Source organism: Ideonella sp. FW305-24, assembly GCF_058788035.1.
On record NZ_JBYTAI010000015.1, the window covers coordinates 56010 to 72866 of the forward strand.

At 68.5% G+C, this 16857-nt stretch carries 19 protein-coding genes; 11 read left to right on the forward strand and 8 right to left on the reverse strand.

Annotation, left to right across the window (positions count from 1 at the left end; translation table 11 throughout):
* Nucleotides 1-34: 34 nt before the first annotated feature.
* Complete coding sequence (locus tag AC3WR5_RS28145; RefSeq protein WP_492488784.1) at nucleotides 35-997, reverse strand: tetratricopeptide repeat protein; 963 nt, start codon at nucleotides 995-997, stop codon at nucleotides 35-37.
* A 167-nt stretch (nucleotides 998-1164) separates the two neighbouring features.
* Here AC3WR5_RS28145 and purE point away from each other — a divergent pair, with 167 nt between their 5' ends.
* Genes purE through AC3WR5_RS28165 form a run of 4 tightly spaced genes read left to right on the forward strand, consistent with a single transcriptional unit; the run spans nucleotide 1165 to nucleotide 4942 of the window.
* Nucleotides 1165-1662 (forward strand): 5-(carboxyamino)imidazole ribonucleotide mutase, encoded by a 498-nt coding sequence (gene purE, locus AC3WR5_RS28150; protein WP_141285834.1) that lies wholly within the window; start codon nucleotides 1165-1167, stop codon nucleotides 1660-1662.
* Entirely contained in the window at nucleotides 1659-2852 is a 1194-nt protein-coding gene (locus AC3WR5_RS28155; RefSeq protein WP_231010059.1) for a 5-(carboxyamino)imidazole ribonucleotide synthase, read from the forward strand. Before purE ends, AC3WR5_RS28155 begins: the two co-directional genes overlap by 4 nt.
* Before the next feature lie 13 nt (nucleotides 2853-2865).
* A complete protein-coding gene (locus tag AC3WR5_RS28160) occupies nucleotides 2866-3858 on the forward strand; it encodes an L-threonylcarbamoyladenylate synthase (RefSeq protein ID WP_492488787.1) in 993 nt (330 codons plus the stop codon).
* Nucleotides 3859-3904: 46 nt separating this feature from the next.
* Entirely contained in the window at nucleotides 3905-4942 is a 1038-nt protein-coding gene (locus AC3WR5_RS28165; protein WP_492488789.1) for an SGNH/GDSL hydrolase family protein, read from the forward strand.
* Nucleotides 4943-4992: 50 nt separating this feature from the next.
* On the opposite strand, the gene dacB is transcribed toward AC3WR5_RS28165, so the two are convergent.
* Nucleotides 4993-6459 (reverse strand): D-alanyl-D-alanine carboxypeptidase/D-alanyl-D-alanine endopeptidase, encoded by a 1467-nt coding sequence (gene dacB, locus AC3WR5_RS28170; protein ID WP_492488791.1) that lies wholly within the window; start codon nucleotides 6457-6459, stop codon nucleotides 4993-4995.
* A gap of 90 nt (nucleotides 6460-6549) precedes the next feature.
* Between dacB and tsaB the strand changes: the two genes are divergently transcribed.
* Genes tsaB through AC3WR5_RS28185 form a run of 3 tightly spaced genes read left to right on the forward strand, consistent with a single transcriptional unit; the run spans nucleotide 6550 to nucleotide 8673 of the window.
* On the forward strand, nucleotides 6550-7263 hold the full coding sequence (gene tsaB, locus AC3WR5_RS28175) for a tRNA (adenosine(37)-N6)-threonylcarbamoyltransferase complex dimerization subunit type 1 TsaB (RefSeq protein WP_492488792.1): 714 nt from the start codon (nucleotides 6550-6552) through the stop codon (nucleotides 7261-7263).
* Entirely contained in the window at nucleotides 7260-7856 is a 597-nt protein-coding gene (gene rimI, locus AC3WR5_RS28180) for a ribosomal protein S18-alanine N-acetyltransferase (protein ID WP_492488794.1), read from the forward strand. Before tsaB ends, rimI begins: the two co-directional genes overlap by 4 nt.
* Nucleotides 7843-8673: a uracil-DNA glycosylase gene (locus tag AC3WR5_RS28185; RefSeq protein WP_492488795.1), complete on the forward strand. Its 831-nt coding sequence runs from the start codon at nucleotides 7843-7845 to the stop codon at nucleotides 8671-8673. The genes rimI and AC3WR5_RS28185 overlap by 14 nt, the downstream gene beginning before the upstream one ends.
* On the opposite strand, the gene glmU is transcribed toward AC3WR5_RS28185, so the two are convergent.
* The 5 genes from glmU to AC3WR5_RS28210 form a co-directional block, all read right to left on the reverse strand.
* Nucleotides 8670-10055 (reverse strand): bifunctional UDP-N-acetylglucosamine diphosphorylase/glucosamine-1-phosphate N-acetyltransferase GlmU, encoded by a 1386-nt coding sequence (glmU, locus tag AC3WR5_RS28190; RefSeq protein WP_492488797.1) that lies wholly within the window; start codon nucleotides 10053-10055, stop codon nucleotides 8670-8672. The two genes, AC3WR5_RS28185 and glmU, sit on opposite strands and share 4 nt — an antisense overlap.
* Nucleotides 10056-10125: 70 nt before the next feature.
* Complete coding sequence (locus AC3WR5_RS28195) at nucleotides 10126-10755, reverse strand: DUF4136 domain-containing protein (protein WP_492488799.1); 630 nt, start codon at nucleotides 10753-10755, stop codon at nucleotides 10126-10128.
* 129 nt (nucleotides 10756-10884) lie between these two features.
* The gene (ttcA, locus tag AC3WR5_RS28200) at nucleotides 10885-11865 is read right to left on the reverse strand and encodes a tRNA 2-thiocytidine(32) synthetase TtcA (protein WP_492488800.1); all 981 of its coding nucleotides are present in this window, start codon (nucleotides 11863-11865) and stop codon (nucleotides 10885-10887) included.
* 6 nt (nucleotides 11866-11871) lie between these two features.
* The gene (locus AC3WR5_RS28205; RefSeq protein WP_492488801.1) at nucleotides 11872-12267 is read right to left on the reverse strand and encodes a dihydroneopterin aldolase; all 396 of its coding nucleotides are present in this window, start codon (nucleotides 12265-12267) and stop codon (nucleotides 11872-11874) included.
* A 5-nt stretch (nucleotides 12268-12272) separates the two neighbouring features.
* Nucleotides 12273-13133 (reverse strand): SDR family oxidoreductase, encoded by an 861-nt coding sequence (locus AC3WR5_RS28210; protein WP_492488802.1) that lies wholly within the window; start codon nucleotides 13131-13133, stop codon nucleotides 12273-12275.
* Between the two features lie 18 nt (nucleotides 13134-13151).
* Between AC3WR5_RS28210 and AC3WR5_RS28215 the strand changes: the two genes are divergently transcribed.
* The 4 genes from AC3WR5_RS28215 to AC3WR5_RS28230 all read left to right on the forward strand — a co-directional run bounded on the left by AC3WR5_RS28215 (nucleotide 13152) and on the right by AC3WR5_RS28230 (nucleotide 15572).
* On the forward strand, nucleotides 13152-14327 hold the full coding sequence (locus AC3WR5_RS28215) for a class I SAM-dependent methyltransferase (RefSeq protein WP_492488803.1): 1176 nt from the start codon (nucleotides 13152-13154) through the stop codon (nucleotides 14325-14327).
* Between the two features lie 13 nt (nucleotides 14328-14340).
* Nucleotides 14341-14532 (forward strand): DUF2905 domain-containing protein, encoded by a 192-nt coding sequence (locus tag AC3WR5_RS28220; RefSeq protein ID WP_492488804.1) that lies wholly within the window; start codon nucleotides 14341-14343, stop codon nucleotides 14530-14532.
* Between the two features lie 87 nt (nucleotides 14533-14619).
* Nucleotides 14620-15117, forward strand: a complete 498-nt coding sequence (locus tag AC3WR5_RS28225; RefSeq protein WP_492488805.1) for a hypothetical protein — start codon at nucleotides 14620-14622, stop codon at nucleotides 15115-15117.
* A gap of 140 nt (nucleotides 15118-15257) precedes the next feature.
* Complete coding sequence (locus AC3WR5_RS28230; protein WP_492488807.1) at nucleotides 15258-15572, forward strand: hypothetical protein; 315 nt, start codon at nucleotides 15258-15260, stop codon at nucleotides 15570-15572.
* A 42-nt stretch (nucleotides 15573-15614) separates the two neighbouring features.
* On the opposite strand, the gene AC3WR5_RS28235 is transcribed toward AC3WR5_RS28230, so the two are convergent.
* Nucleotides 15615-16856: a multifunctional CCA addition/repair protein gene (locus AC3WR5_RS28235; protein WP_492488809.1), complete on the reverse strand. Its 1242-nt coding sequence runs from the start codon at nucleotides 16854-16856 to the stop codon at nucleotides 15615-15617.
* Nucleotide 16857: the final 1 nt, after the last annotated feature.

A 16857-nucleotide genomic window follows, 5' to 3' on the forward strand; every position in this document is an offset into this window, starting at 1 on the left:
CTGATGCACTCGGCAGGCCGAGTGCATCAGCCGGTCAGAACAGCACCATGCTGAGCTTGCGCCGGTACTGGTCCAGCACCGGGTCGGACGAGGTCACGGCGGCCTTGCCGGCGATTTCCAGCGTGCCTTTGGTTGCGGCCTCGGCTGCGGCCTTGGGCGCGGGCTTGGTCATCAGCTCCAGGATGGCGACATAGGTCTTGCGCGCCAGGTCCTGGTTCCAGGCCTTGTCGCGCATCAGGATCTCCAGCAGCTCGTCCATGGCCGCGGTCGGCTCGCCGGCGACCAGCAGTTGCTGGGCGCGCTCGAAGCGTGCATCGAAGTCACGCTTGTTCGCCGCGATGGCGGCGTCCAGCTCGGCCCGTGGGCGGGCCTGTGCCATGGCCTCGGCCGCCTTCAGCCAGTGCTCCACGGCGGAGAAGCGGGTATCGGACAACACCTTGGCCGCGGCCGGCTCGAAGGCGTGGCGGGCCTGCGCGATGCGCGCCGGCTCGTCGCCTGCCAGGCTCAGCAGCAGCTTCAGGTAGTCCAGGCGGGCGGTGTCGTTGGCCGGGTCGATGGCAACGGCTTCCTGCAGCTTGGCCAGCACGTCTTGCACGTCGCCACCTTCGGCCATCAGCTGCTCGGCCTCTTCCACTTCGGCCTCGGCAACGAGTTCGTCCTCGGTCGGCACGTGCTTGGCGAGGAACTCGCGGATCTGCGCTTCCGGCAGCGCGCCGACAAAGCCGTCCACCGGCTGGCCCTGCGAGAACATCACGCAGAAGGGGATGGAGCGCACGCCAAAGGCCTGGCTCAGCTGGCCGGCGATCTCGGGCTGTTCGTCGCTGTTGAGCTTGGCCAGCAGGAAGCGGCCTTCGTAGTCGGTCTCCAGCTTTTCCAGCACCGGACTGAGCGACTTGCACGGCCCGCACCAGGGCGCCCAGATGTCCAGCAGGACCGGCTGCTGCATCGAGGCTTCGATCAGCTCGGCCTGGAAATTCTCAATGGTGATGTCGATCATGGTGTTCTTGGAAAAGCTGGCGGAGGGCGCAGATCGGGCGCTGTTCTCAGACGGTTTGAAGGTCCTCTTCAGGCCACCGGCGGCAGGGTCGCAAATGAGGCCTCACCGGCTGGAAACAAGCGCAGCCTAAAATCCGTGTTTTGTGTGATCCGGAGTCAGAAGCCTTGATGAACAGCGCCTCGCCCGTGGTTGGCATTGTCATGGGGTCGTCCAGCGACTGGGAAACCATGAAGGCCGCGGCCCAGATTCTCGCCGAGTTCGGCATCGCCCATGAGGCGCGTGTTGTCTCGGCCCACCGCATGCCGGACGAGATGTTCGCCTATGCCGAAGCCGCGCAGGCGCGCGGCCTGCAGGCCATCATCGCCGGTGCCGGCGGTGCGGCCCACCTGCCGGGCATGCTGGCTGCGAAGACGCTGGTGCCGGTGCTCGGCGTGCCGGTCGCCAGCCGCCACCTGCAAGGGGTCGACTCGCTGCATTCCATCGTGCAGATGCCCAAGGGCATTCCGGTCGCGACCTTCGCCATCGGCACCGCCGGTGCAGCGAATGCCGCGCTGTTCGCGGTCGCGATGCTGGCCAACCAGGACGCCGCGCTGCGCGAGCAGCTGGCCGCCTTCCGTGTGCGCCAGACCGAAGTTGCGCGGGCGATGACCCAGGACCTGCAATGACCCAGCCGCGAGCCGATCGGCCTCTGTTGCCTGGGGCCACGCTGGGCGTGATGGGCGGCGGCCAGCTGGGCCGCATGTTCGTGCACGCTGCCCAGGCCCTGGGCTACCGCACAGCAGTGCTGGACCCGGACCCGGACAGCCCGGCCGGGCTGGTTTCGCACCGCCACATCCAGGCCGACTACCTGGACCCGGTCGGGCTGGCGCTGCTGGCCGATGTGGCCGACGCGGTGACGACTGAATTCGAGAACGTGCCTGCCCAGTCGCTGCGGGTGCTGGCCGAGCGCCGGCCGGTGGCGCCCGCGGGTGACGCGGTGGCAATTTGCCAGGACCGTGCCGACGAGAAGGCCCATTTCAGCCGTGCGGGCGTGCCCTGCGCGCCGCATGCGGTCATCCGCACCGAAGCCGACCTGGCGGCAGTACCGGCCGGCCTGCTGCCCGGCATCCTGAAGACCGCGCGCATGGGCTACGACGGCAAGGGGCAGGCCCGCGTGAACGATGCGGCCGAGCTGGCGGCTGCCTGGCAGCGCCTGGGCCGCGTGGCCTGCGTGCTGGAGCAGCGGCTGCCGCTGCTGCGCGAGCTGAGCGTGATCGTCGCGCGTGGCGCCGATGGCCAACTGGTGAACTTCCCGGTGCAGCAGAACCTGCACCGCGACGGCATTCTGGCCGTGACCGAAGTGCCCGCGCCGGACGTCTCGCCGCAACTGGCGCAGCAGGCGGTGCAGTGCGCTGCGGCGATCGCCGCCGAGCTGGGCTACGTCGGCGTGCTGTGCGTCGAATTTTTCGTGCTGGCCGACGACGATGGCGGCGAGCCGCGGCTGGTCGCCAACGAAATGGCACCGCGGCCGCACAACTCCGGCCATTACACGCTGAACGCCTGCGACATTTCGCAGTTCGAGTTGCAGGTGCGCGCGATGACCGGCCTGCCGCTGGCGCCGCCGCGGCTGCATTCCTGCTGCGTGATGCTGAACCTGCTGGGCGACCTGTGGTTGCGCGACGGCGGCAGCACGCAGGTGACGCCGCCCTGGGAGCAGGTGCTGGCCTTGCCCGGTGCCCACCTGCACCTGTACGGCAAGGCCGATGCCCGGCCCGGCCGCAAGATGGGCCACCTGACGCTGACCGGCCCCAACGCCGAGGCCGCGCGCGACACCGCGCTGCGGGCCGCCGCGCTGCTGGGCCTGCCCGGGTTCTGAGCCCCGCGCCGAGATGAGCATTCTCCAGGGCCGTGAGCCGGCCGCGATCAGGCTGGCCGCCGAACGCCTGGCCGCAGGTGAGCTGGTAGCGCTGCCGACCGAGACCGTCTACGGGCTGGGTGCGCGGGCCGACGATCCGGCCGCGGTGGCGCGCATCTTCGCCGCCAAGGGTCGGCCCAGCGACCATCCGCTGATCGTGCACGTGCCCGACGTGGCTTCGGCGCAGGCCTTCGCCGCGGCATGGCCGGCCAGTGCCCAGCGTCTGGCCCATGCCTTCTGGCCCGGCCCGGTGACAGTCATCGTGCCTCGGCGGGCCGGTCTGGCCGAAGCCGCTGCGGGTGGGCAGGACAGCATCGGGCTGCGCTGCCCCGCGCATCCGGTCGCGTTGGCGGTGTTGAAGGCTGCCGCCGCGCTGGGCGTGCCCGGCGTGGCAGCGCCCAGTGCCAATGGCTTCGGCCGCGTCAGCCCGACCAGTGCTGCGCATGTGGCCGGCGAATTTGGCGACGGCCTGCTGGTGCTGGACGGCGGCGACTGCGAGGTCGGCATCGAGTCGACCATCGTCGACTGCACCCGCGCCAGGCCGGTGCTGCTGCGCCCCGGCCGCCTGACACGCGCCGAGCTGGAGGCTGTGCTCGGCGAGCCGCTGCTGGCACCGGATGCGGCCGCCCCGCGTGCGTCCGGCACGCTGGAAGCCCATTACGCGCCACGGGCCAAGGTCAGGTTGATGGACGCAGCCCAGTTGCAGGCCGCATTGCAGTTGCTGGGTGCAGGCGAGCCGCAGGGCCGTCCGCTGGCAGCGGTATATTCCCGCACGGTGCGGCCGGCCGACCGGCGCATGCCTTACCGGGCCATGCCGCAGGACGCGGCGGCCGCGGCCCATGAATTGTTTGCGGCACTGCGCGCGCTCGATGCGCTGGGCGTGCCGCTGATCTGGATCGAAACCCCGCCTGCCGACGCCGCCTGGGAGGGCGTGCGAGACCGGCTGCAACGGGCCGCAGCCGCCTGAGTGGCCTGCGCCGCCCCACCTCGAATTGAATGACACTGGAGCCATGATGACGTTTTTGTTTCCCGCCCGCCAACTGCTGCGTGGCCTGGGTGCCGCGCTGCTGTCGGCCGGCCTGCTGGCCGCCTGCGGTGGCAGCACTTCTCGTGTGGATCAGTTCAACCCCGATCGGCTGATCGTGCTCGGTGACGAAATCAGCGCACTGGTGGACCGTGACAACAACGGCAATGGCTATAACTTCGCGATGAACGGCTTGAACACCGGCGACACGACCAATGGCACCATCGCCTGCAATCTCACAGCCCAGTCCATCTGGGTTCAACGCCTGGCTTCCGACTTTGGCCTTGTTTTCAAGGAGTGCAATCCCAATGCACTCAGCGAAGACAAGTTGCAGGCCTACATGCTGGCCCATTACGGCGCCACCGTTCGCACGCTGGAACCTCAGGTCGAGGCTTTCCAGGCCAACATCGTGCACGACCCTCTGAACAACAAGGACCTGATCACGGTGCTGGTCGGCGTCAACGACATTGTCGAGATCTTCAAGGACAACCTGAACTTCAGCGCCGAAGGCGAGAAGGTCGCCGAAGCCCAGAACCGCGGCGCGCAGGTCGGTGCACTGGTGAACAAGCTGGCCGGCCTGGGGCCGCGGGTGCTGGTGAGCCAGATCTTCGACGTGGGCCTGAGTCCCTGGGCGCTGTCGCAAGGCTCGGCCGAGGCGAAGACCATGACCAGCATGAGCGAGGCCTTCAATACCGGCCTGCGTTTGGCGCTGATCAACGATGGCACCAAGATCGGCCTGCTGTCGCTGAACGACATCGTCGCCAACCTGGACCGCTACGGCGGCTACAACACCTCAGACCTGGCCTGCAACGAGGACCATGTCGAGACCATCAACGGGGTGGATGCCGACGCCGATGGCTACCTGGACGGCGGCGATGCGCTGGGCACCTGCACCACGGCGACCGTGACCTCGGACACCGCGGCAACCAAGAACCTGTGGGCCGATGGCCTGCGGCTGATCGCGCCCCTGGCGCAGGAGCAGCTAGGGAACGCAGCCATTTCGCGCGCCGTGAACAACCCGTTCTGATCGGGCCCTGCCTGACCTTCGAGCGCCGCCTTCAAGGCGGCGTTTGTCTTTCAGCGTTTTGCATCGTCGATGGCCCACTGGGCCAGCGCGTCCAGCACCGGTCGCCCGGCGCCGGCCAGCGGATGGTTCAGCATCGCCACCACCACGTAGCGCCGGCCGCTGTTGGACAGCACAAAGCCGGCGACCGCATTCACATCGCGCAGCGAGCCGGTCTTCAGGTGGGCGCGGCCCAGCGTGGTGACAGAGCGGCGCAGCGTGCCGTCCATGCCACTGACCGGCAGCGACGAAATCAGCTCCGGCATCACCGGGCTTTGCCAGGCCTGGGCCAGCAACTGGGCCAGGGCCAGGGCGCTGACCCGGCTGTCGCGTGACAGCCCGGAGCCATTGGCCACCACGACTTCGCGCTGCGCCGCGTCGCCCAGCCGCGCCTGCAGCCAGCGCTGCAGCAGCGCGCGGGCATCCTCCGGCCGCGAGCCGCTCAGGTCGGCGTCGGCCCGGGTGGCACCGGGCAGGCTGAGGAACAGCTGCTCGGCCATCACGTTGTTGCTGAACTTGTTGATGTCGCGCACCACCTCGGCCAGCGGCGGCGAGCGTTGCTCCCAGGCCGGCTTCAGCCCTGCGGGCACCGCGCCGTCCAGCACCTTGCCGCCCAGCCGGCCGCCCAGCTCGAACCAGGTCTGCGCCAGCAGCCGCGCGTTGAAGCTGGCCGGGTCGCTGTAGGCGACGGGCCAGGGCTGTTCGCCGCAGCTGGCCGGGTAGCGGCCGGTCAGCCGCACCTTGCCGGGGTCGCTCCAGTCCGGCTTCAGCGCCGTGCGCCAGTCCTCGCAAGGGCCGGCCGCCAGCGGCACGCTGGTGTCGGCCGCCACGCCGGCCAGCAGCGGCTCCATGCTGACGCTGGCGATGCCGCGCGCCGGGTCGGGCCGCAACGTCAGCGTGAAGGCCTTCAGGTTCAGCAGCAGTGGGTCGGGCCGGACGTTGTAGGGGCGGGCGGATTCGCCATCGAAATCAGCTGGCGAGCTGGCCGGCAGGCTCCAGGCGCCGCGGTCCAGCACGATGTCGCCGCGAATCTCGCGCACGCCGAGCTGCTGCAGATGGCGCAGCATCAGCCACACGCGCTCCATCACCAGCGTCGGGTCACCGCTGCCACGCAGGTACAGCGAGCCTTCGAGCACGCCGTCGCGCACCGGGCCACCGAAGTAGACCGGGGTGCTCCAGGTCCATGCAGGGCCCAGCAGGTCCAGCGCGGCAAAGGTGGTCAGCAGCTTGAAGACCGAGGCCGGGTTGACCGGCTGGGCCTCGTTCCAGCGCAGCAGCGGCACGCCGGGCTCTGGCCCGTTGCGCACCTCCTGCACGACGGCGGACAGCGCGCTGTCGGGCAGCTTGGCGCGCTGCAGCGCGGCTTGCACGCCAGTCGGCAAGGCCTGGACCTCCGCGCCTTGGGCGACCGGCGCCAGCGCCGCGATCAGCAGCGCCGCCAGGGCAGTCCTGCGCCGGTGGCGAGGGAGTGGGAAATGCATGCGGAAATGATCGCACGGCTACACTTCCGCGATGCGCGTTGCCTCGTCTTCTCCTTCGTCCGGTCCGTCAGCGCGCGGCCCGCAAACCCCATGAATCTGCTGGCGCTGGACACCGCCACCGAGCAGATGGCCGTGGCGCTGTGCCATGGCGATCTGGTCCTGACGCGCAACGAAATCGGTGGCGCGGCAGCCTCCGCCACGCTGATCCCGCTGGTGCTGTCGCTGCTGGCCGAGGCCGGTTTGACGATGACCGAGCTCGACGCGATTGCCTGTGGCCAGGGTCCCGGCGCCTTCACCGGCTTGCGCACGGCGGTCTCGGTCACCCAAGGCCTGGCCTTTGGCGCCGGCAAACCCGCGCTGTGCATCGACAGCCTGCTGATCGTCGCCGAGGACGCCCGCAGCCAGGGCGCTGCCGCTGCGCGCGAAATCCTCTGGGTCGCGATGGACGCGCGCATGGACGAGGTCTACGCTGCCGCCTACCAGCACGATGGCCGGCGCTGGGCCACGCTGCAAGCGCCCGCGCTGCATGGCCTCGAAACCCTGCAGCTGCGCTGGGCCGGCCAGCCGCCGCGCCACGTTGCCGGCAACGCGATGCAGGCCTTCGGCGAACGCCTGCCGCTGCCCGCAGGCGCGCAAGCCTGGCCTCAGCAGGTCGACCGGGCTGCTGCACTGTTGCGGCTGGCCCGCGCCGCCTGGACCGATGGTGCCGCTGTGCCGCCTGAGCAGGCTCTTCCGGTCTATGTGCGCGACAAGGTGGCGTTGACCACGGCCGAGCGCGAAGTCTTGAAGGCCAGCCAGGCATGAGCGCGCGTCCGCAGGAGACCGAACCCTCCGGCGTGGCGCCCTGGCCCGCGCTGGGCGGGCTGGCGCTGCGCGCGATGACGGTGGCCGACCTGGACCTGGTCTGCCACCTGGAGCAGCAGGCCTACAGCTTCCCGTGGAGCCGCGGTAATTTCACCGACTCGCTGGCCGCGGGCTATGCCGCCTGGCTGCTGATCGAACCACCGGCGCCCGGCACCCGCCGCACCGAGCGCCAGCCCGGCTGCCTGGGCTATTACGTCGCGATGCCTGGCGTCGAGGAAGCGCACTTGCTCAACATCACCGTCGCACCTGCCGCGCAAGGCCGGGGCCATGCGCGGCGACTGCTGGCGCACCTGGCTGCGCAGGCTTGGGGCCAAGGCGCGCAAACGCTGTGGCTGGAAGTGCGCGACAGCAACCATCGCGCGCGCCGGCTCTACGCCTTCAGCGGCTTCACCGAAGTCGGCCGCCGCAAGGCCTATTACCCGGCAGGACAGGGCTTGCGCGAAGACGCGGTGGTGATGCGTGCCGCGCTGCAGTCGCCCGGCCTGCTGCCAGCCCAGCTCGGTGGTGCGGAGGATTCACATGACCTGGTCTGAACGCCAGCAGGCGCTGCTGCGCGGCATGGGCCTGAAGGTCTGGGCGCCGCCGCCTGCTGCAGAACTGTTGCTGGACACACCGCCAGCACCTGCCCCGGCGCTGCCGCCCGCCGAGGTGATTGAGCGGCCGGCGCCGGCCGCTCAAGTGCAGGCAGCTCCCACTGCATCTTCACCTGTGGCTCGGCCCGCGACGCCAGCGCCTGTGGCCATGCCGCGCAGCGACAGCCCCGTCACCAGCATGGACTGGCCCGCGCTGCGCGAAGCGGTGGCCGCTTGCACCGCCTGCAGCCTGTGCGAAAGCCGCACGCAGACCGTCTTCGGCGTCGGCCATCCGCAGGCGCACTGGATGATCGTCGGCGAGGCGCCGGGTGAGCAGGAGGACCGGCTGGGCGAGCCTTTTGTCGGCGCCGCCGGCCAGTTGCTGGACCAGATGTTGAAGGCCGTGGGCCTGACCCGCCAGGACGGCGAGGCGGCGCAGCAGGTTTTCATTGCCAACACGCTGAAATGCCGGCCGCCGCGCAACCGCAATCCGCTGCCCGAAGAGCTGGCCCTGTGTGCGCCCTTCCTGTCGCGCCAGATCGAGCTGGTGCAGCCCAAGCTGATCCTGGCCATGGGCCGCTTCGCGATCCAGCAGTTGCTGGGCACCGACGAATCGGTCGGCAAGCTGCGGGGCAAGGTGCACCAGCATGCCAGCGTGCCGGTCATCGTCACCTACCACCCGGCCTACCTGCTGCGCCAGTTGACCGAGAAGGCCAAGACCTGGGAAGACCTGTGCCTGGCGATGTCGGTTTACCGTCGCCAGTTGGCCAGCGCCTAGCTCTTCTTGGCCTTTACCGGCCGCGTCCAGTTCGGCAGGCTGATCTGCTTGGCGCGGGACACCGTGAGCTGGCCCTCGGGGGTGTTCTTGCTGATCGTCGAGCCGCCGCCAATCGTGCCGCCGGCACCCAGCGTGATGGGCGCGATCAGCACGCAGTTCGAGCCCACGTGCACGTCGTCGCCAATCACCGTGCGGTGCTTGTTCGCGCCGTCGTAGTTGGCGGTGATGCTGCCGGCGCCATAGTTCACGCGCGCGCCCACGGTCGCGTCGCCCAGGTAGGCCAGGTGGTTGGCCTTGGCGCCGTCGGCCAGCGTCGAGTTCTTCACTTCGACGAAGTTGCCGATGTGCACTTCGCGGCCCAGCACCGCGCCCGGCCGCAGCCGCGCAAACGGGCCGATCAGCGAGCCTTCGCCCACCGTCACGCCATCGGCTTCGCCGTCAATGTGGGTGAAGGGGCGGATCTGCGCGCCAGCGGCAATCGCCGCATTGCGGATCACGCAGTTCGCGCCAACCTGCACGCTGTCACCCAGCGTCACCGTGCCTTCGAACACGCAGTTCACGTCGATCTCCACGTCCTGCCCGCAGGCAAGCGTGCCGCGCTGGTCGAAGCGCGCCGGGTCGGCCAGGCGCACGCCGGCGTCCATCAGCGCTTCGGCCTGGCGGCGCTGCAGCCGGCGCTCCAACTCGGCCAGCTGCGACGGGCTGTTGACGCCCAGCACCTCGGTCTCGTCGGCCGGCTGCGCGCTGACCACAGGCACGCCCTCGGCCACCGCCATCGCGACGATGTCGGTCAGGTAGAACTCCTGCTGCGCGTTGTCGTTCTTCAGCGTGGCCACCCAGCGCTTCAGCGCCACGGTCGGTGCCGCCATCATGCCGGTATAGACCTCGCGGATCTCGCGTTGCGCGGCGCTGGCGTCCTTGTGCTCGACGATGGCCAGGATCTGCTGCCCATCCGCACTGCGCACGATGCGGCCGTAGCCGGTCGCGTCGGCCAGCGTCACCGTCAGCAGCGCCAGCTTCGTTTCGGCGCAGGCCTCGGCCAGCGCCCTCGCGGTGGCCGGGCGGATCAGCGGCACGTCGCCATTGAGGATCAGCGTGGTGCCGGCGGTGTCGTCCAGTGCCGGCACCGCCTGCTGCACCGCATGGCCGGTGCCCAACTGCGGCATCTGGCGCACGCAGCGCACGTCAGCGCCGACAGTGGCCTCGACCGCCTCGGCGCCGTGGCCTGTGACCAGCACCGTGTGCTGCGCCTGCAGCTCGGCGCTGCTGCGCAGCACATGCTGCAGCAAGGGCAGGCCGGCCAACTTGTGCAGCACCTTGGGCAGCGCGGAGCGCATGCGGGTGCCCTTGCCCGCGGCCATGATCACGACGTTCAGGTTCATGCTGCGATTATCGGCGGCGCGCAAAGCGAAACGGCGCCCGAGGGCGCCGTTGGCTGCGGTGTCTGAGGTGTCAGCCTGGCAAACCGGCTGTGACGTCGTGCGGCTCGCTCTGCACCGCCGGGAAGCCCTTCAGCGCAGCGCTGAACATCGCCGTGAAGATGGCGGTGCCGCCCTGCGTGGTGCCGTCGCTGGAAGCGCGCGCCTCGTACAGCGCCTCGCCGCTGCTGCGATCGCGGATCAGCACGGCCACCTCGCGGCTGTAGCCAGGGTTGCGTAGCGCGTAGTCGCGCCAGAACGGGCCGGCCCAGGGCGTGCCCACCCAGCGCGGGCCCCAGGGGCGCACCCACAGCGGGTCGTCCCAGGGCGAGCGGTCCTGGCGGTCGAAGCGGGCGCCGATCTGCACCAGCACGTCGGCCTGGGTGCCCGGCGCGGCGGGCACGAAGCCGGCGGCGGTCAGCCCCGGAAGCGCCATCTGCTCCACGGCATCCTGATCCTTGGCATGCACCTGCTGCGAGGGCAGCCGGTCGAACGCGAAGGTGCCGGGTTGGCGCTCGGCCGGCCACGTGCCGAAGGTGGTGACCTGGCTGGTCAGCATGTTCCAGCCGGCGCAGCCGGCCAGCGTGACGGCGGCCAAGGCTGCCGCGGTGGCACCCAGCACGCGGCGGCGGTTGGAAGTGGAAGTTCTGGAAACTGCTTGCACGGTGATCTCCTCGAAATTGGCGCTGCAAAGCTTCAGCGCCCCGTAATCTGGCTAACGAACCAGCCGTGCGCCGTGCTGACAGACGCCCAGGCCGTGCGCGCAGTCAGGACAGCGACACGACAGCGAGGCTCAGGCCAGGTCCAGCTTGATGGTTTGTACCGCAATGCCGCTGCCGCCGGATGTGCTGCCGCAATCCTCGTCCTCGTCGAAGGCCTTGTCGCCTTGCGGGTCGGGTGTGCCGGTGGCGCGCATGCTGGCAAACGGGAACAGCTTGCGGTCCATCAGGTGCGACAGCGAGATGTTGCCCATCGCGGTGAACATGTTGTCGATGCGGCCGGGGTACTGCTTGTCCCAGTCGCGGATCATCTGCTTGATCTGGACCCGCTGCAGGTTGTCCTGGCTGCCGCACAGGCTGCACGGGATGATGGGGAACTCGCGGTGCACGGCCCACTTCTCCAGGTCGGTCTCGGCCACGTAGGCCAGCGGGCGGATCACCACGTGCTCGCCGTTGTCGCTCACCAGCTTGGCCGGCATGCCCTTCAGGCGCGAGCCGAAGAACATGTTCATCAGCATCGTCACCACCATGTCGTCGCGGTGGTGGCCCAGCGCAATCTTCGTGGCCCCCAGCTCCTTCGCCACCCGGTACAGGATGCCGCGGCGCAGCCGCGAGCACAGGCTGCACATGGTCTTGCCCTGGGGAATCAGGTTGGTGACGATGGAATAGGTGTCCTGCTCCTCGATGTGGAAGTCCACGCCGCGGCTTTTCAGGTAGGTCGGCAGCACGTCTTCCGGGAAGCCGGGCTGCTTCTGGTCCAGGTTCACCGCGACGATGCTGAACTTGATTGGCGCACGCTGCTGCATGTTCAGCAGGATGTCCAGCATGGCGTAGCTGTCCTTGCCGCCGGACAGGCAGACCATGACCTTGTCGCCGTCCTCGATCATGTTGAAGTCGGCAATCGCCTGGCCGACCTGACGGTGCAGCCGCTTGCTCAGCTTGTTGGTCTCGAAGGCGGCCTTCTTGGCCTTCTTGTTGGCCTCGGCCGCTTCTGCCGTCTCGGCGGCAAAAGCTTCGGCGGCGCGCAAGGCCTGGGTGTCAGCGGAAGCGTTCATGGCGGCTCAATCCTTCAGGCCGAAGACTTCGACGCCCACCGCATCGCAGTCCGGGTAGACATCGGGCTTCTCGGTCGAGACCCGCGCGGCGCGCACGCTGGGGTGGGCGAGCATCAGCGCCAGCACCTCGTCGCACAAGGTCTCCTGCAGATGGATGTGGCCCAGCGAAACCCGCTGCGCGATGCTGCGGCGCATGAAGTCGTAGTCCAGCACCTCGCGCAGTTCGTCGTCCTTGGGCGTGGACATGGCCAGCGGCACGAACAGCTCGATGTTGAACAGCACCCGCTGCTCGCCCTTCTTCTCGAAGTCGTGCACGCCGATGTTGATCCACACCTCGTAGTTGCGCAGGAACAGCCGGCGGCAATCGGCCAGGCGCGGATGGAGCAGGGCAGTGGTCGACATGGCGATCAGCTTTGCGAAGAAGAAACGGGAAGGGCGGTGGTGGTGGCCTGGGCCCGCGCCAGGAACAGCACGTCACGCGGCTGTGCGCTCAGGTGCTGGCCGCCGTCTACCAGCAGCGTGGTGCCGGTGATGGCGGGTGACTCGATCAGGAACAGCACTGCGCGCGCAATGTCGGCCGGGCTGGACGAGCGCTGCAGCGGCGTCATGCGGCTGGCCTGGGCCAACTCGGCCTCGGTCATCGGGCCGGACAGCAGCGTGACGCCAGGCGCCACGCCCACCACCCGCACGCGCGGCGCCAGCGCCTGGGCCAGCAGGACCGTGGCCTCGCGCAGCGCGGCCTTGCTCAGCGTGTACGAGAAATAGTCCGGGTTCGGGTTCCACAGCTTCTGGTCCAGCAGGTTGACCACGCAGCCCGTCGCGGCGGTTTCGGTCGCTGCGCGCTCGTTCACATGCGCGGCCAGTGCCTGCGCCAGCAGCACCGGCGCGGCGGTGTTCGCGGCCCAGTGGCTTGCCATCAGCGCGGTACTGGCCGTGGTGGCATCGTCGTATTCGAACAGCGAAGCGTTGTTGACCACCGCGTCCAGCCGGCCCAGGCGGGCCACCGCGTCCGGCACCAGCGCCCTGCATTCGGCCTCGTCCGCCAGCTCGGCCTGCAGCACTGCCACCTGCGCGCCCAGCGCCCGCAACTCGGCCGCGGTCTCTTCGGCCTCGTGACCCCACTGCCGACAATGCAGCGCCAGGTCGTGTCCGTGGCGCGCCAGGTACAGCGCGATCTCGCGGCCAATGCGCCGTGCGCCGCCGGTGACCAGCGAAACTGGGCGCACGCCAGCGGGCAGTGAGGCAGCAAGGGAGGAGGGCGAAGCCATGGAACCTACAATCTCGCGATGCGAAAAAGCCAACCCGACAGTGTATCGGTGCCGCCAGCACAGCGGCCGGGTGAGGCCTTGCCCGGCACGGCGTCTGCCGACTTGCTGACGCTGATCGCCCAGGCCATCGCGGCCAATGGCGGCTGGCTGCCGTTTGACCGCTACATGGCCATGGCCTTGTACCAGCCCGGCCTGGGCTATTACGCCAACAGCAGCCGCAAGTTCGGCCTGATGCCGCAAAGCGGCAGCGACTTTGTCACCGCCCCGGAGTTGACGTCGCTGTTCGGCCGAGCGCTGGCCGTGCAGGTCGCGCAGGCCTTGCGCGAGAGCGGCACGACGGAAGTCTTCGAATTCGGCGCCGGCTCCGGCGCGCTGGCAGAGCAGCTGATCAGCGCGCTGGACGCGCTGGGCCAGCCGCTGACGCGCTACACCATCATCGACCTCAGCGGCACGCTGCGCGCGCGCCAGGCCCTGCGCCTCGCCCGCTTTGGTGAGCGGGTCTCATGGGCCAGCGAATGGCCGGCCGTGATGCAGGGCGTGGTGGTCGGCAATGAGGTGCTGGACGCCATGCCGGTGCAATTGCTGGTGCGCCAGCCCGAGGGCAGCTGGCACGAGCGCGGCGTGGCGCTGGGCGAAGCCGGCCAGCTCGTGTTCGCCGACCGGCCCAGCGAGCTGACGATTCCCTTCATCGACGTCGAAGGCGGCGCCGTGCTGCCCGGCATGGTCACCGAAATTCACCCGCAGGCCGAGGCCTTCATCCGCAGTCTGGCCGAGCACCTGCAGCGCGGCGCGGCGTTTTTCCTGGACTACGGCTTCCCCGAGGCCGAGTACTACCACCTGCAGCGCCACCAGGGCACGCTCATCGCCCACCGCCTGCACCAGGTCGACCACGACCCGCTGGGCGACCCGGGCGAGAAGGACCTGACCGCGCACGTCAACTTCACAGGCATCGCGCTGGCCGGCCAGCAAGCCGGACTGGACGTGATCGGCTACACCAGCCAGGCGCATTTCCTCTTCAACTGCGGCATCGCCGAGATGATGGCCGGCGCCGAGCTGCGCGAACGTGCCATGGGCCAGAAGCTGGTCACCGAACACGAGATGGGCGAGCTGTTCAAGGTCATCGCCTTCGCCACCGCCGGCCTGCAGTTCAACCCGCTGGGCTTCGCCCACGGCGACCGCATGCACCGGCTATGAGCCAGGGAACCCCATGCGCTGGCTGATCGTCCTGCTGCTGATCTGCCTGATCTTCAACCGCGCCGGTGACTGGCTGCAGAAACTCGGCCTCGGCCGCCTGCCCGGCGACGTGCGCTTTCGCTTCTTCGGCCGGCAGATCTTCCTGCCGTTTGCGAGTTGCATCTTGCTCAGCCTGGTGGCGTCGGGTGTGATGATGGTGTTGTGACGGCGGGTTCTGCATCCATGCGGTCTCCAGAGCAAAGCCGTCGTCCCTGGAATTGCTCAAGAAGCCACGCCGCCACACCAACAAATCATGCGCAACCTTGTCTCACTGATCTCGCTCATTCTGGCAAGTGGCTTGGCTTTGACCGCTGACCCTTCAAGCCCAGAGAAAGATTCTGAGCGCGTTGTAAGACTTGTCGCCACGCTGGAGAAGAATCCGCTCGGAGTCGAGGCAGCACAGAGTCGAAAGTGGCTGATGCAGTGGCTAGAAGAGACAAAAGACTTCAGCATCACGGTTTGCGAAATTCTCGGACCGGTTCCAAGTCAGTCTCCTCCGAACAGTGCCGTGCTGCTTGCCCAGCAGATGTTCGGAAACCTTGCGTACCAAATACAGAATCCAGGCATTCGGGACCAGCTATCGTTGCAGGTTGCGGGGGTTGAGAGCACGCTGAAGGCCTATGCAGTCTTTGTCAGCAAGGATCCGAAGTCACGCATTGCGCATTTTGACGACTTGCTACAGGCGCAGAAGTCTGGATCTCTGCATTCGCGCATGGCGCCGGTGATTGCGAAGGAATGCGGGGGCAACTGACCGTGAACGAGCCGAACCTCTACTCACCTCCGCAAGCAGAAGTCACCGACCTGGAACCGAGTCAGGTGCCGAGGAGGCCACCTGGCCCACCGCCCGTGATTCCGAGAATCGCAGGACTTCTTGGGGTGGCAGGCTTACTTATGGGCATCGCGGACCTGTACATCAAACACGGAGAACACAGCACGCCTCTCCTTGTGTTGACTGTGTTGACTGTGTTGGCGGGCGCACTCGCTGCGTGGGTGATTGACGCCCTGGTTCGCAAGGCGGTGCGCTCACTGCCGTGGGCATTCGCCGTTCTCGGCTTCACGGCAGTTGCGGGCATGCAGTACTACGAGACCAGTCCCCCAGGGGTGCTTCGGGCAATCTACGTTGGACAAGGCGTTGTGTTCGGACTGGCGGCGGTGTTGTTCCTCTTCCCGAGCAGCCTTCGCTGGTTCAAGAGAGGCAATGCGTAGCCTGCAGCCATTTGCGATTGACGCGAGTTCGCAACCGAGCTGTCAACCTTCGTCGAGATGTTCATCTAACGCTTGCGCCACCGCTTGCAGTCGCGCAAGGCGGATGGCCTCCGCAACTGCTGGGCCCTGGGCGCCCTTGGCCATCGCACCGCTGGCGATCGGCTTTGTGGGCAGGGCCATTGCGGCATCGACGGCCTTGAGCAGTCGCGGGCCGCTGGGGTAGGGCCGGTCCTGGAAACCGGTGCGGCCGCGGGCGTCGGCTTCGCAGGCGATCAGGGCTTCCTTGAAGCGTTGCGGGCGGCGGAAGGCGTCGCAGCGTTCGATCAGGCGCATCAGCGCGCGGGCGTTGAATTCAGTGGCGCGGTGGATGTTGGTGTGTTCGCGGGCGACCAGCTGGGCAAGTTCGCTGCACTCGGTGGGCGCCTTCAGGCGCACCGCCAGTTCGCGTGCCAGGTCTTCGCTGCGAGCTTCGTGGGCCAGGTGGCGCGGCCATTCCTCGGGCGGCGTCGTGCCTTTGCCAAGGTCGTGGCACAGGCATGCGAAGCGTACCGTGAGCGGCGCGGCCATCTGCGCGGCCATGTCCAGCACCAGCATCACGTGCACGCCGGTGTCCACTTCGGGGTGATGCGCAGGCGGCTGCGGCACGCCCCAGAGCCGGTCCAGCTCGGGCATCAGCCGGGCCAACGCGCCGCAGCGCCGCAGCACCTCGAACATGCGGCTGGGTTTGGCTTCCATCAGCCCGCGCGAGACCTCCTGCCAGACCCGCTCAGGCACCAGTGCGTCGACCTCGCCGGCGGCCACCATCTGCTGCATCAGCGCCTCGGTTTCGGGGGCGACCGTGAAGTCGTCGAAACGGGCCGCGAAGCGGGCCAGCCGCAGGATGCGCACGGGGTCTTCGGCAAAGGCTTCGCCGACGTGGCGCAGCACACGCTGCTGCAGGTCGCGCTGGCCGTTGAAGGGGTCGACCAGTGCGCCGTCGTCGTCGCGCGCCATCGCGTTGATCGTCAGGTCGCGCCGGGCCAGGTCCTCGGCCAGCGTGACCTCGGGCGAGGTGTGGAACACAAAGCCCTTGTAGCCCGGCGCGGTCTTGCGCTCGGTGCGGGCCAGCGCGTATTCCTCGTGTGTTTGCGGGTGCAGGAAGACCGGGAAATCCGCGCCGACGGGCGTGTAGCCGGCGGCGACCATATCGGCCGGCGTCGCGCCGACGACGACCCAGTCACGGTCGTTGACCGGGCGCTGCAGCAGCGCGTCGCGCACCGCGCCGCCCACCACGTAGGCTTTCATG